10 protein-coding genes and 7 pseudogenes are annotated in these 13804 nt (G+C 66.9%); 5 read left to right on the top strand and 12 right to left on the bottom strand.

From position 1 onward, the window contains the following. Nucleotides 1–33: 33 nt before the first annotated feature. The 6 genes and pseudogenes from T428_RS0116870 to T428_RS28910 form a co-directional block, all read right to left on the bottom strand. A complete protein-coding gene (locus T428_RS0116870) occupies nucleotides 34–1461 on the bottom strand; it encodes an aldehyde dehydrogenase family protein (protein ID WP_025737394.1) in 1428 nt (475 codons plus the stop codon). Between the two features lie 136 nt (nucleotides 1462–1597). Continuing rightward, nucleotides 1598–2533, bottom strand: coding sequence for a class I SAM-dependent methyltransferase (locus T428_RS0116865; protein ID WP_025737393.1), 936 nt, complete (start codon nucleotides 2531–2533; stop codon nucleotides 1598–1600). 24 nt (nucleotides 2534–2557) lie between these two features. Further along, complete coding sequence (locus T428_RS35805; RefSeq protein ID WP_245604958.1) at nucleotides 2558–2803, bottom strand: hypothetical protein; 246 nt, start codon at nucleotides 2801–2803, stop codon at nucleotides 2558–2560. 78 nt (nucleotides 2804–2881) lie between these two features. Continuing rightward, nucleotides 2882–3432: pseudogene (locus T428_RS35800) on the bottom strand (SAM-dependent methyltransferase). 268 nt (nucleotides 3433–3700) lie between these two features. Then, nucleotides 3701–4328 (bottom strand): annotated as a pseudogene (locus T428_RS28915) (TetR/AcrR family transcriptional regulator). Continuing rightward, nucleotides 4329–5309 (bottom strand): annotated as a pseudogene (locus tag T428_RS28910) (pirin family protein). Nucleotides 5310–5387: 78 nt separating this feature from the next. Between T428_RS28910 and T428_RS28905 the strand changes: the two are divergent. After that, nucleotides 5388–6821: pseudogene (locus tag T428_RS28905) on the top strand (chloride channel protein). 4 nt (nucleotides 6822–6825) lie between these two features. On the opposite strand, the pseudogene T428_RS32165 reads toward T428_RS28905, so the two are convergent. Further along, a pseudogene (locus tag T428_RS32165) lies at nucleotides 6826–7376 on the bottom strand (Dps family protein). A gap of 76 nt (nucleotides 7377–7452) precedes the next feature. Further along, on the bottom strand, nucleotides 7453–8352 hold the full coding sequence (locus T428_RS0116830; protein WP_036468253.1) for a DNA-3-methyladenine glycosylase family protein: 900 nt from the start codon (nucleotides 8350–8352) through the stop codon (nucleotides 7453–7455). A gap of 64 nt (nucleotides 8353–8416) precedes the next feature. Between T428_RS0116830 and T428_RS0116825 the strand changes: the two genes are divergently transcribed. Next, a complete protein-coding gene (locus T428_RS0116825; protein WP_025737390.1) occupies nucleotides 8417–8803 on the top strand; it encodes a nuclear transport factor 2 family protein in 387 nt (128 codons plus the stop codon). 1 nt (nucleotide 8804) lies between these two features. Here the strand turns inward: T428_RS0116825 and T428_RS0116820 are convergent, their stop codons facing one another. The 3 genes from T428_RS0116820 to T428_RS28900 all read right to left on the bottom strand — a co-directional run bounded on the left by T428_RS0116820 (nucleotide 8805) and on the right by T428_RS28900 (nucleotide 10854). Beyond that, nucleotides 8805–9185: a DUF427 domain-containing protein gene (locus tag T428_RS0116820; RefSeq protein ID WP_025737388.1), complete on the bottom strand. Its 381-nt coding sequence runs from the start codon at nucleotides 9183–9185 to the stop codon at nucleotides 8805–8807. A 203-nt stretch (nucleotides 9186–9388) separates the two neighbouring features. After that, nucleotides 9389–10402, bottom strand: coding sequence for an NAD-dependent epimerase/dehydratase family protein (locus tag T428_RS0116815; RefSeq protein WP_025737387.1), 1014 nt, complete (start codon nucleotides 10400–10402; stop codon nucleotides 9389–9391). Then, a complete protein-coding gene (locus T428_RS28900) occupies nucleotides 10399–10854 on the bottom strand; it encodes a nuclear transport factor 2 family protein (protein ID WP_036468249.1) in 456 nt (151 codons plus the stop codon). Before T428_RS28900 ends, T428_RS0116815 begins: the two co-directional genes overlap by 4 nt. Nucleotides 10855–10996: 142 nt before the next feature. On the opposite strand from T428_RS28900, the gene msrA reads away from it, so the two are divergent. Further along, complete coding sequence (gene msrA, locus T428_RS0116805) at nucleotides 10997–11506, top strand: peptide-methionine (S)-S-oxide reductase MsrA (RefSeq protein ID WP_025737385.1); 510 nt, start codon at nucleotides 10997–10999, stop codon at nucleotides 11504–11506. Here the strand turns inward: msrA and T428_RS28895 are convergent. Further along, nucleotides 11503–12838: pseudogene (locus T428_RS28895) on the bottom strand (cytochrome P450). The gene msrA and the pseudogene T428_RS28895 sit on opposite strands and share 4 nt — an antisense overlap. Nucleotides 12839–12967: 129 nt before the next feature. Between T428_RS28895 and T428_RS28890 the strand changes: the two are divergent. Beyond that, nucleotides 12968–13572, top strand: a pseudogene (locus T428_RS28890) (TetR/AcrR family transcriptional regulator). Nucleotides 13573–13588: 16 nt separating this feature from the next. Further along, nucleotides 13589–13801 carry a TOBE domain-containing protein gene (locus tag T428_RS0116790; RefSeq protein ID WP_025737384.1) on the top strand — a complete coding sequence of 71 codons (213 nt, stop codon included), beginning with the start codon at nucleotides 13589–13591 and terminating at the stop codon, nucleotides 13799–13801. Nucleotides 13802–13804: the final 3 nt, after the last annotated feature.

Below are 13804 nucleotides of genomic sequence, written 5' to 3'. Positions count from 1 at the left end.
TGCAATTGACCAACGGGCTCCGGGGCTAGTGTGTCAAAACAGCCTGCGCGCCAATTTCAGGGCCCGGTCGGTGTAGGGCGGATAGGTGAAGCTGGACAGGTCCGGACGGGTCGGTTTGGTCAGCACCGACTTGCGGTGACTGAACTCCTCGAAACCCCACTTGCCGTGGTAGGCACCCATTCCCGAGGCGCCGACCCCACCGAACGGCAGCTTGGCCGTCGACACCTGGAAGGCGAGGTGGTTGACCACCAGTCCACCGGCCGGAACGTCCCGGATCACCTTCTCCCGCACCTCGCGCGATTTGGTGAACAGGTAGGCCGACAACGGCTTGGGCCGAGCGTTGACGAAACGTATTGCCTCGTCCAGGGATTGGACGGTGATCACCGGCAGCAGCGGTCCGAAGATCTCGTTGGCCATCAGCGGACCGCCCAAATCGGGATCGACGACGACGGTCGGCTCGATGCGCAGGGTCGACGCGTCGCAGCCACCGCCGATGGTGACCTTGCCGCCGGCGCCCTTGAGGTAGCCGCTGAGCCGGTCGAACTGGCGCTGGTTGGCCACCTCCATCCCGGTCGGCCCGGCCGAGCGGTACCTGGTGATGGCCGCGCCGATCTTGTCGACTAGTTCGTCGCGGATCGTCGCGTCGGCCAGCACGTAATCGGGTGCGACACAGGTCTGTCCGCCGTTGAGCAGTTTGATCCAGGAGATCCGCTTGGCCGCGACATCGATGTCGGCATCGGCCGCGACGATCACCGGGCTCTTGCCGCCGAGCTCGAGCGTGCACGGGGTCAGGTGCGGCGCCGCGCCTTCGTAGACCTTGCGGCCGATCTCGGTACCACCGGTGAACATCACCCGGTCCAGGCCCTGCGCGATCAACTCCTGGCTCACCGCGCCGTCGCCTTCGATCACCGCGATCGCGTCGTTGTCCAGGTAGCGCGGCACCAGCTCGGCCATCAGATGTGATGACGCCGCCGCGATCTCGGAGGGCTTGAGCACCACGGCATTACCGGCGGCGATCGCGCCGACCGCCGGACCCAGGGTCAGGTAGAAAGGGTAATTCCAGGCGCCGATGACCAGCACGGTGCCGTAGGGCTCGTACTGGACCCAGCCCCGGCCGGGCAGCTGCGCGGCCTCGAGGCGCGCGTACTTGCGTTTGGTCCACTTGTGCACCTTCTTGGCGGCATATTTCGCTTCGGCGATGGTGCCCGCGGTGTCGCCGATGAACGCTTCGAACGGGTGGCGGTCCAGGTCTTCGGCGAGCGCGGCGTTGATCGCCGCGTCGTTCTCTTCCATCAATCGCGCCACCTGCAGCAGCTGGCGCTTGCGCCACTCGACGTCGCGGGTGCGCCCGGTGGCGAAAGTCTGGCGCAGCCGGGCCACCGTCGCCGGGATGTCGGCGGAGCCCGGCGAAGCCCCGTTGGTGGATTCGGATGTCTTGGGTGCAACCGATTCGGTAGTCATCGCTGTCTTCCCCTCTCGCACCTTCCCGGGAATGCCCACAACATGTGCTCGCGGACACAAGGACACAAACGGGCGATGATCGCGATCCTAACCATCCGGTCGGTTGGGCGGTAAGCAAGCTCCGCCGGGTGGGCCGTTACAACCGCTCCCCGGTCGCGAAGTTGGAGAAGATGTCCTGATCGTCGGCGAGCGGGTGATCGTCGTTCCAACGACCCAGCCTGCGCCTCTCGTCCGTCGACCGGTGCAGCTGCGCGCGCCAGCCGTGCTCGTTCAGCCAATCCGCGACATCCGCCCGATGCTCGTCGAGATACATCAGTTCCCCGGCGTCGGGCTTGCACACCAGACCGATCTCGTCGGCCAGCTTGCTCACCCGCTCGTGGATGTGAGTGCGCCGTTCTTGGACACGCGCCGGGGCGGTTTCGGCCGCGACCAGGCTGCCGGCCGCGCTCAGCTCGCCGATCCGGGTGAACAACTCGTCCTGGGCCTCGGCGGGCAGGTACATCAACAGTCCCTCGGCCAGCCACGCCGTACGTGCCGACGGGTCGAAGCCGGCGGCCCGCAGCGCGGGCGGCCAGTCCCGGCGCAGGTCGATCGCAACCTCGCGGTGATCCGTCGCCGGGCTTACGCCGTGCTCGGCCAGCGTCGTGGCCTTGTAGGCCAGCACCCGGGGCTGGTCGACCTCATAAATCGCGGTGCCGTCGGGCCAGTCCAGGCGGTAGGCGCGAGAGTCCAGTCCCGACGCCAGGATCACCACCTGCCGAATCCCGGTGGCCACGGCATCGGCGAAATACCGGTCGAAGAAATGCGTCCGCACCGCCACGTAACCGCGGATCTGGTCGAGATCGGCGACGAACTCCGAGTCGATCGCCGCCACCTTGGCGGCGACGGCCGGGTCGAACATGGCCGCCCACAGCATCCCGACACCGGCGCTCGTGGCCAGCAGTTTGGCGTAGGGGTCCCGGATCAGCGCATCCGACTGTTCGGATTCGACGGCTCGGGCCGCGGCAATCGTCACCGCCGTCGAGCCGACGCTGGTGGCGATGTCCCAAGTGTCGTCCGCGGTGCGAGGCATGGCTGGGACTTAACGTGCCCCCGGTTACAACCGCTCCCCGATCACGAAATCGGAGAACGAATCCTTGTCGTCGTCCAGCTCGACGCTGGCGACCCTGCGGCCCACGCGTTCCATCTCGTCGATCGAGTTTTGCGACGTGGCGCGCCAGCCGTGCTGGTTGAGCCACTCGGCGACGTCCACCCGGTTCTCGTCGCGATACATCAGCTCGCCGACGTCGACGCTTTGCTCGATGCCGATCTCGTCGGCCACCCGCTTGAACCGTTCGCGCATCTGCTGACGCCGCTCGTCGGAGTGCGTGGGTGCGGTTTCGGCCGAGACGCGGCTGCCCGCCGGGCTCAGCTCGCCGATCTAGGTGAACAACTTGTCCTGCGCCTCGGCGGGCAGGTACATCAGCAGTCCCTCGGCCAGCCAGGCGGTGCGCTGCGACGGGTCGAAGCCGGCGGCCCGCAGCGCGGTCGGCCAGTCCTCGCGCAGGTCGATGGCGACCTCGCGGCGATCGGCGGACGGGGTGGCGCCGCTCTCGGCCGGCGTCGCCGAGTTGTACTCCAGCACCTGGGGCTGGTCGATCTCGTAGACGGTGGTGCCGGCCGGCCAGTCCAGCCGGTAGGCCCGCGAGTCCAGTTCCGACGCGAGGATCACGATCTGGCGGATCCCGGCGGCGACGGCGTCGGCGAAGTACGCGTCGAAGAAGTGCGTCCGCACCGCCTGGTAGCCGCGCATGTGGTGGATGCGGGCGGCGGATTCTTCGTCGATGGCTTCGATCTTGGCCACGACTTCCGGGTCGAGCATGGCCTCCCAGATGATCTCGGCCCCGGCGTTGTTACCAGCAGCCTGGCGTAGGGGTCGTGGATCAGCGCGTCGGGCTGTTCGGTCTCGATGGCCCGGGCGGCGGCCACCATGACCGCGGTGCTACCGACGCTGGTCTTGATGTCCCAGGTGTCGTCATGGGTGCGAAGTGAACTCATCGGCGGTGCTCCAGGTTTTGTTCGGTCGGGGTCAGTGCGACGGTCCGCCGAAGCATGCGCGTGACAGCGTGCTGCGGACGGCATCGTCGGCCAGGTTTGCGGGGACCGCGCGGGCCATCGGTCAATTCCGGGCCATGATACCCGAAAAAGTTAGTTAGCCTATGCGCTTTGTGTGCGATCTCACTGCCGCCGAACGGGGTGGTCACCGAGCCTTGAACAGCGCGCCCTCCAGCAACTGTCCGAGCATGTCGGTGACGGCCTGCATCTCCTGATAGCACTGCACATACCCGGCATAGAACCCCGCGCCGCACAGCACCACCAGAAGCGTCTCGATCAACGCATTCGCGTCGAAGGAAACAGCGAACTCCCCCTGCGCGATTGCGTCGTTGATGACACGCGTCAAGAATTCCCGACAAATCCGTACCGCGTCGTTTTCAGATTGCAATTCGGGTGGCGCTGAGATTCCAGAATCGAGCTGATCAGAAACGCCGAGGCCGCCGGATGCTCGGAATTCACCGCCACCGCCGGGAGATGAACCCGGTCAGCCTCGCCATCAGGGTGGTCTCGCGGTCCGCCTGGGCGATGCCGGCGCCGAACAGCAGTTCGGAGGTCTGGCTCAACACTTCCCGATACAGCACCCGCTTGCTGGAAAAGTAGTGGTTGATGGCCGGCCGGGTCAGGTCCGCGCGCACCGCGATGGCCTGGAAAGTCGCTCCCTCGTAGCCGCGCTCGCTGATCACCATGCGCCCGGCGCGCAAGATTCTCTTGCGCGTCTCGTCTGCCTTCACGGCGGGTGGACGGCCCGGCCGGCGCCTCGCCGTTGACGGCACCTAGAGTGTGCCACCCGTTCGGGTGGGCATTAAGGCATTTGGCGGAATATCGCCAAGCTTTCCCGCTTGGTAGTCCTGAAGTGCTTGGATCAATTCCGCCCGCGAGTTCATCACAAAAGGTCCGTAGTGGAAAACCGGCTCACGAATGGGTTGTCCGCCCAGCAGCAACACATCCATCGCCGAGGCCGACGACGATTCACCCGGGCCGGCGGCCAGCGTGATCCGATCGCCGGGTCCGAGCACAGCTAACTGCCCCTGGCGTATCGGATGCGCGACCGGGCCGACGGCACCACTGCCGGAAAGGACGTAAACCAGGGCGTTGAATTCACGTCGCCACGGAATATCGAGCCTGGCGCCGTTTTGAATTGTGGCGTGCGCCAGCGTGATTGGGGTGTGAGTGATACCGGGCCCGCCGCGACCGTCGATCTGGCCAGCGACGATGCGGATCAAGGCCCCGCCGTCGTCGGAGGCGAGCAGCCCGACGTCGTGGCCTTCGATGGCCTGATACCTCGGCGCCGCGAACTTGTCCTTCTTCGGCAGATTCACCTAGAGCTGGACGCCATGGAAGAGTCCGCCACTTTCCACCAATTCGGCCGGCGGGGTCTCGATGTGCAGGATGCCGGACCCGGCCGTCATCCACTGCGTTGCACCGTCGGTGATCAAGCCGCCACCGCCGTGGGAGTCCTGGTGCGCGAATTTGCCGTCGATCATGTAGGTGACGGTTTCGAAGCCGTGGTGCGGGTGCCAATCGGTGCCCCGGGGCTCTCCCGGTTCGTAGTCCACCGCCCCCATCTGGTCCATGTGCACAAACGGGTCCAGGGCGGCGGCGCTGACGCCGGCGAATGCCCGGACGACCGGGAACCCCTCGCCCTCGTATCCGCGCGGACCGGTGGTGATCGACCGGACTGGGCGTTCGGTCTCCTGCGGGGCGGCCGCGCCGACCCGGGGCAATGTCAAGGTGTCTGCGGTGATGGCAGGCATGTCGACCTCCTTTGCTGAACGACCACCGGTATAACCGGACCAGAGTCCGCTTATTCCGCACTGTCATAGGATGGCCCGGTGGAGCCGACCGAGGACGAATCCCAGCCCGCGGTCGCTCCCGCCGCCGCTGCCGGCGGGCGATTCGGGACATCGATCAGAAGCGCGAGCTACCTGCGCAAGTGGTTCCCGCTGGGCATCGCGATCGGCGTGATCTCGGGGCTCGGCGCCGTGGCGTTCTATCTGGTCCTGAAGTACACCGGCGATTTCCTGCTCGGATACCTGGCCGACTACCGCATCCCCACGCCGGTGGGTGAGGGCGGCAGCCATGGGTCACCGGGCTTCACCCGTCCGTGGGCGATTCCCTTGGTGACGACAAGCGGGGCGCTGCTGTCGGCGTTGCTGGTGGCCAAGCTCGCACCGGAAGCCACCGGGCACGGCACCGACGAAGCCATCGAAGCGGTGCACACCGACCCCCGCGCGATCCGCTTCCGCGCGGTGCTGGTGAAGATGACCGCCAGCGCGTTGACCATCGGCTCGGGCGGTTCGGGCGGTCGCGAGGGACCGCCGGCACAGATCTCGGCGGGCTTCTGCTCGCTGCTCACCCGGCGCCTCGGCCTGTCCGACGAGGACGCGCGGATCGCGGTGGCACTGGGCATCGGAGCCGGTATCGGGGCGATCTTCGCCGCGCCGCTGGGCGGGGCGGTGCTGGCCGCATCGATCACCTACCGCGACGATTTCGACTATCGCTGCCTGCTGCCCGGATTCATCACCTCCGGCACGGCGTACGCGGTGCTCGGTGCGTTCCTGGTCTTCGACCCATTATTCGGCTATATCGCCGAGTACCGCTTCGAGAAGGCCGGGCCGCTGCTGTGGTTCGTGGTGATCGGCCTGGTCGCCGCGGCGATCGGCTACCTGTACGCCGTCATTTTCCACGCCTCGGTCCGGCTCACCCGCCGGCTGCCGGGCGGACCGATACTCAAGCCCGCGATCGGCGGCCTACTGGTCGGACTGCTGGGTCTGCTGATCCCCTAGATCCTCAGCAGCGGCTACGGCTGGGCCCAGCTCGCGGTCGACCGCGGGTCGCTGCTGGCAATCCCGCTGTGGATCGTCATCGTGCTGCCGCTGGCCAAGATCGTCGCCACCTCGCTGTCGATCGGCAGCGGCGGCTCGGGCGGACTGTTCGGCCCGGGCATTGTGATCGGCGCCTTTGTCGGCGCCGCGATCTGGCGCCTCGGCGAGCTATCCGGATTGCCCGGCATACCCGGCGGGCCGGGCATCTTCGTCGTGGTCGGCATGATGAGCTGTTTCGGCAGCGTCGCCCGCGCCCCGCTGGCGATCATGACCATGGTCGCGGAGATGACGGGCTCGTTCTCGGTGGTGCCGGGAGCGATCATCGCGGTGGGGATCGCGTCGTTGCTGATGTCTCGCACCAACGTGACCATCTACCAAGCGCAGCGGCTCAACCGAGAGACCGCTGCGGCCGAGCGCGCGCGCCGCGCGACACCCGGGTGACCGGTTAGGACTTCTTGCGCCGCGCGGTATCGGCCGCGCCTTTTTCGTCTTCTTGCCGCTGTGGGTCAGCGCGCCGCCCGCGCTCTCCAGGTGTGCGCGCACGAACCACTGGAACTTTTCCAGCGGCCCGGCCTGACCGATCAGCAGATCCTGCGTGACCTGGTCGAGTTCGTCTGTCTCGTCGATGGCTTCACGGATGTCCTCGATGACGCCGTTGTAGACCAGGTCCAGCGCCGCCAGGTGCGCCTGGACGGTGTCGCGACCGACGGAGTAGTCGTCCCACGACCGGTCCCGAATGATGGCGCCCGGCGTCCCCTCCGAGGATGCGCCAAGGGCCGCAATGCGTTCGGCGACATCGTCGGCGAACCCACGCACCGCTTCGACCTGGGGATCGATCATCTCGTGCACACCAATGAAGTTGGGGCCCAACACATTCCAGTGAATGTGCTTCAACGTCAGGTGCAGGTCGTTGTAGGTGCTCAATTGCTTCTGCAGCAGTTCGGTCAGCCGCGCGGCCTGCTTCTCGGTCAATCCCGGAATGGTGAACTGCGTCATCGATCGCTCTCCTGAATTTTGTAGCCGTCAATTGACGACCGGGTACCCGAAGGCCCGCCACGAAAACACGGGCTGGTCAGAGGGCATGAATTTGCTGGACCGGCAGCCGCGCGCCACGGCGCGGCTCGTAGGCCAGTCCGCTGGCATAGAGCAAGCAGACCACCCGATGGCGGTGGGGCCGCATCGGCTCCAGCAGTTCGAGCATGCCGTCGTCGTCGACGAGGCGGCCCAGCAGCGTCCAGCCGATCATCTTCGGGATGTGGTAGTCGCCGACCGAAACGGCGTCGGGATCGCCGAAGGCCCGTTGCACGGTCTCGGCAGCCGTCCACTGCCCGACTCCCGGCAGTGACGTCAGCGCTTCGTGTGCCGGCGCCGCCAGCCGCTCCAGCGCCGCCGCCCGGCGCGCGCACCTGACCACGGTCTGGGCCCGGCGCGGATCGACGTTGGCGCGATGGAATTCCCACGACGGGATGTTTCGCCACACCTCGGCCGACGGCAGCACGCGCATGCCCGCCGGCGCGGGGCCGGGTGCCGGGGTGCCGAACTTCGACACCAACACCCGCCACGAGGAGAACGCGTCGGCGCCGGGCACCCGTTGCTCGATGATCGCCGGGATCAGTGCTTCCAGCACCTGTCCGGTGCGGCCCAGGCGCAGGTGCGGGACGCGCGTCCGCGCCGCGGCCACCGTCGGGTGTGTCGGTACGAAGTCCGAGGCGTCGTCGTCGGCACCCAGCAATGCGGGCAGTCGCTCGAGGAATTCCTCCGCGCCGCTGCCCCAGGCCTCGCAGTGCGCGGCGTCGGCGGCCGCGCGGCTGATGCGGGCGGTAACGGGTCCGCTGGGCAGCAGGCTGGTCCGCCAAATGGTGCCGTCACCCGGGAGCCGAAAGGTCGGATCGCGGAGCCCGCGGCGCAGTGGAGCCAGGGTGTGCCCGAAGCTAACCGCTCCCGGGAACCTCACCGTACGTGTGCCCGTCACCGACGACTCCGGATGTCCACTCTGATTGACCGTCCACTACCTGCCAAGACACCATTGCGATGTGATGTCGCCGTTCGATGCTCCCAATGCCGAGCTGGCTTGGATGTTCCTCCAGAGTCTGAGCGAAGGCGGCGACGTCGACGAGGGTTTCGCGTTGCTCAGCAACGACTTCAGCTATTGGAGCCTGTTCACCCGCCAGTCCTACGACAAGGAAACGCTGCGCCGCGCGACCGAACGGCGCAAACAATCCGTCGAGCTCACCATCGATCTACTGCGTTGCATCAACGAAGCAGAGACGGTCGTCATCGAGGCTTATGCCACCGGCACCAACGCCGACGACGAGCAATACGACACCCCGTTCGTGTGCATCTTCGAGACCAGTGAGGGGTTGATCGTCTCGATGCGCGAGTACAGCGACACCCGCGCGCACGCCAAACTCCTGGGCGAGTGACCTATTCGGCGGTGACGCTGATGTCGGCCTTGTTGGGGTAAAACGCGACGTGCCCGGCGATCTCGGCGACCGTGGGGTAGGGCTGCTCGTAGGTCCAGATCACGTCCTCGACGGTGTCACCGACCGAGGTGGTGACGGCGTAGTAGCTGGCATCCCCCTTGAACGGGCAGTAGCTGACGGTTTCGGTGCGGGTCAATCGCTCCTGCACCACGTCGTCCAGCGGAATGTATTGCACCCCAGGGATAGTGGCTTCCCGCAGTTCGAGTGCCGCGGTGGTGTCGGCGACCAGCTCGCCGTTGACGCGAACCCGCACGCGTCCCTTCGTCGGGGTGATGGTGATCGGGTGCCCGGCGTTGGGTTCCAGGATCTCCTTGTGGGCCATGTTTGCTCCTCCTCAGACGTAGGGGTTCAACACCGGTGTGCGTTCAAGGCTTCCCGACGGCGTAGCGATGGTATTGCGACATGTACCGCAGCGCCGGCACCGCCGCCCGACTCGAATCGTTCGACGACACGACGCAGCAGCGCCAGCCCGTCGTCCGCGGCGGACCGTTCAGGTCGACACGTATCCGGTCCACCCAACCGAGCCTATTCGGGTTGGGCCGCCGTTCGGGGGGCGCGCATCGCGGCCCAGAACCGGGCGGCCGCACGGATCGACTCCTCGACCGGGCGCGGCTGCCAGCCCAACTCGCGCCGCGCCTTGCCGGCGTCCACCGGCGCTTCGGCGCGCATCATCCGCACCGACGCGAGGCTGAGTTGGGCGTCGGTGCCGGTGAGCCTGGCTTTCAGCGTGCCGGCCGCGGCCAGGGCGTAGAGCATCGGGACCGAGATCGCGCGTTGCGGCGGCGGGACGCCGGCCTCGTCGGCCGCGATCCGGATCGAGTCGTTGAGCGCCATCATCTTCTCGGAGACCAGGTAGCGCTCGCCGATGCGGCCGCGCTCGGCGGCCAGGATCATGGCCCGCGCGGCGTCGTCGACGCCGACGACCTCGAGCTGGATGCCGTTCATCAGAAACGGCAGCTTGCCGAAGACCGCGCCGGCGATGAAGGCGCCGTGCGGAGTGCCGCCCCAGTCGCCGTCGCCGTAGGTGGTGGACACGCACATCGCCACGGCGGGCAGCCCGGCCTCGGCGACGTAGCGCATCACCAGGTTTTCGGCCTGGACGCGGGATCGCACGTAGGGGGTCAGACCGCGCGGGGCGATCACGTCGTCTTCGGTCGCCACCCGACCGCGCCTGCGGCCGACCGTGGCATAGGTGCTGGTGAAGACGAACCGGCGCAGGGGTTGCTGGACGGCGACGTCGAGAACGTTGCGCAGCCCCTCGACGTTGGTGCGAAACAGCGGCGCCGGGTCACGCAGCCAGGCGCGGGTGTCGACGACGCAGTAGTAGACGTCGTCGACTCCGTCCATCGCCGCGCGCACGGTGGCGGTGTCGAAAACGTCGCCGTGGAAGCCGGTGACGTCGAGGTCGTCGATGGAGCGGGTATTCGCGCCGTCGCGCACCATCACCCGAACCTGCTCGCCGTCGGCGACCAGCTGGCGGGTCACATGCGAGCCCAGAAAACCGTTGCCGCCGATGACAAGTTTGGGCTTGGCGCTCACTGGGCGCCGCCGTACTGCTCGAGGAAACGCGCGCCGTCCTCGTCGAGCGTACCGAGTTCGGCCGCCTTGCGGCACCACTTGAGCGTGGCCTGCACGAAGCGCAGCGGGTTGTAGATGTTCGTCTCGCCGATGACGGTGCCGTCACCGGGGTCGCGCATCGGGTTGTCGAGTTGCATGATGACGCGTCCGGTGGGTTCGTCGATCACCGACCACAGCGACGAAATCGCGACCATGTGACTGCCCGGGAAACTGCCCATCGTCCGACCGATCCACTCGCGGACCTCGTCGCGGCCGTGCATGGTGCCCGCCGCGTGCTCGATGTACACGACGTCGGGTGTGTAGTGCTGAACCAAGGCGTCCCAGTCGTGCGACTGCGCGGCCGCGTCGACGGTCGCCTCGAATTGCGCGAACGCGTCGGCGAGCTCGCTGCGGGAGACTCGCTGCGGGAGAATTGTGGGCTGTTCACGCGAAAACTAGAACACGTTCTACCGTGGTTTGTCGAGAGCTTTGCCGCGGGGGTGTACCCGACGAAGAACATCAGGATAATCGGAAGGAGATTGCGACCATCCTGCCCGAACGAAACGAGGCAATGACATGACCGATACGCAAAAGGCGATTCTCGCCGGGGGCTGCTTCTGGGGCATGCAGGACCTGATCCGCAAGCAGCCCGGTGTGGTTTCCACCCGCGTCGGCTACACCGGCGGGGATGTGCCCAACGCGACCTACCGCAACCACGGCACGCATGCCGAGGCCATCGAGATCGTCTACGACCCGGCCGTTACCGACTACCGCTCGCTGCTGGAGTTCTTCTTCCAAATCCACGATCCGACAACGAAAAACCGCCAGGGCAACGACGTCGGCACCAGCTACCGGTCGGCGATCTTCTACGTCGACGACGAGCAGAAGCAGATCGCGCTGGACACCATCGCCGACGTGGAGGCCTCGGGCCTATGGCCCGGCAAGGTCGTGACCGAGGTCAGTCCCGCCGACGACTTCTGGGAGGCCGAACCCGAGCACCAGGACTACCTGGAGCGCTACCCCAGCGGGTACATTTGCCACTACATCCGTCCCGGCTGGAAGTTGCCGCGCCGCGCTTCTGCTTAGCGTCTGCGCATTACCACCCGGCCACCGTGCTTCGGGGTGAATGCCACCCCGCGACAGTGCCAGGGCTCGTCGGGCGCGCTGGTGGTCTCGATAGTGAAGTGGCGCAATACCGTTCGAAGCACCACATCCATCTCCATGTTGGCGAATGCCGCCCCGACACAGCGCCGGGTTCCCCCGCCGAACGGAATCCAGGACAGCGCTGACGGTTTCGTCGTGACGAAGCGTTGCGGGTCGAAGCGCCCGGGATCGGGGAACACCTCCGGATTGTCGTGTATCTGCGCGATTCCGATGATGATCGAATAGCCGCGCGGAATCGTCCAGTCGCCCAGCTGGTAGGTCGCCGGGTAGACGTGGCGACCGGCGAAGTCGATGACCGTCCTGGCCCGTTGCACCTCCAGGATCGTCGCCTGGCGCAGCTCGTTGCCGCCGTCATCGGCGTCGGCGACCAGGTCGGCGAGTATTTGCGGGTGCCGGCTGATCCGCTCGAACGCCCAGGCCAGGGTCGACGCGGTGGTCTCGTGTCCGGCGGCCAGCAGCGCCAGCAGCTCGTCGCCAATATCCTTGTGCGACATGGCCGAACCATCGTCGTAGGTGCTGCGCAGCAGCAGTGCGAGCACGTCGGCCCGGTCGGCGAAGTTCGGGTCCGCCCGCTCGGCCGCGATCAATGTGTCGATGACGTTGTCGTACTGGGTCGTACTGGCGCCGCCACTCGTCCAGCCGGTACCACGGGCTGAACCGGCCGTAGGTCCGCTTGGGCTTCGGCAGCGCCGCCAGGCGCGAGCCCAGGGTGACCCAGGGCGGGAGGAGCCGTCGCAGCTCGTCGAGTTCGGCGCCGTCGGCCCCGAACACCGCGCGCAGGATCGCGTTGAGCGTGATCCGCATCATCGGCGCCAGCGTCGCGAACGGCTCACCCTCGGGCCAGTCGGCGCTGTCCCGCAGGGTCTCTTCTTCGATGATGCTTTCGTAGTTCTTCATGCTCTTGCCGTGGAACGGCGGTGCGAGCAGGCGTCGACGGCGGCGGTGGTCGTCGCCCTCGAGTCCGAATACCGAGCCGTGGCCGAACAATCGGCTCAGGTTGGGCTGGATGTTGCCGAGTTCGTCCGGGCTGGTGGTGAAGATCTGCTTGGCCAGCTGCGGGTCGCTGACCGCGACGACGGGCCCCCACATCGGCAACTTCAGCGTGAAGACGCTGCCGTAGCGGCGGGACAGTCGCCGCATCATGAACCGTCGTGACATCGCAAAGCCCGAGCCCTGCACCAGTTTTGGGAGCGGGGGCGCGGGAGGCAGGTTTACTGCGGACCCCGGCGGCGCAGCGGTGACTAGTTCGCTCATGGCCTTATCGCTCCCCAACATCTGCCCGGAGTCCGGGATTGGTACCGCGGTGTACCACAGACCTTGCCGTGTACGGCACTCTGTAGTACCGAACCTGACAAGGGGTTGAAACCGAAAGGGCGACCGCCTATGCCACCCGCGACGACGGTGATAGAGCCCGTTGTCGGCGAATCGTTTCGGCTCCGACTGCTTGACGGCCTCGCCACCTCGATCGGCGAGCGCGGCTACCGCGCCAGCACGGTCGCCGACGTCGTGCGCCACGCCCGCACGTCCAAGCGCACGTTCTACGACCAATTCGCCAGCAAGGAAGAGTGCTTCCTCGAACTGCTGGCCGCCGACATCGAACAGCCCGGCGAGAGCATCGCGGCCGCCGTCGATCCCGAGGCCGACTGGCACCGGCAGATCCGTCAGGCCGTCGAGGCTTACGTCGCGTATATCGAAGCGCGGCCGGCCATTACGTTGAGCTGGATCCGGGAACTGCCCTCGCTGGGAGCCGTCGGACGTCCGGTGCAGCGCCGCGGTTTGCAGCTGCTGTCCGACCTGCTGATCGACCTCAGTGCCAGCCCCGGGTTCCAGCGCGCCGAACTGCCGCCGCTGACCTCGCCGCTGGCCGTCATCTTGCTGGGCGGGCTGCGCGAACTGACCGCGCTGGCCGTCGAGACGGGCAGGCCCTGCGGCAGATCGTCGAACCGGCCGTCGATGCGTGCATCGCGCTGCTCGGACCCCGGCACTAGCGGCTAGTCTCATCGCATGCGGCTATCCACCCGAAATCAGCTCAAAGGGACCATTACCGAGGTCGACCTCGGCACCGTGATGGCGGTGGTGAAGGTCAAGCTCGACGGCGGCGACCAGGTCGTCACCTCCTCGGTCACCAAGGACGCGGCACTCGACCTGGGTCTGGCGGTCGGTCAGTCCGCGACGGTATTCATCAGGTCGACCGAAGTCACGATCGGCGTCGAGTAACTC

This window comes from Mycobacterium genavense ATCC 51234 (assembly GCF_000526915.1).
GTDB lineage: Bacteria > Actinomycetota > Actinomycetes > Mycobacteriales > Mycobacteriaceae > Mycobacterium > Mycobacterium genavense.
Note: the sequence above shows the minus strand (reverse complement) of the source record. Positions and strands in the feature narration are given on the sequence as shown.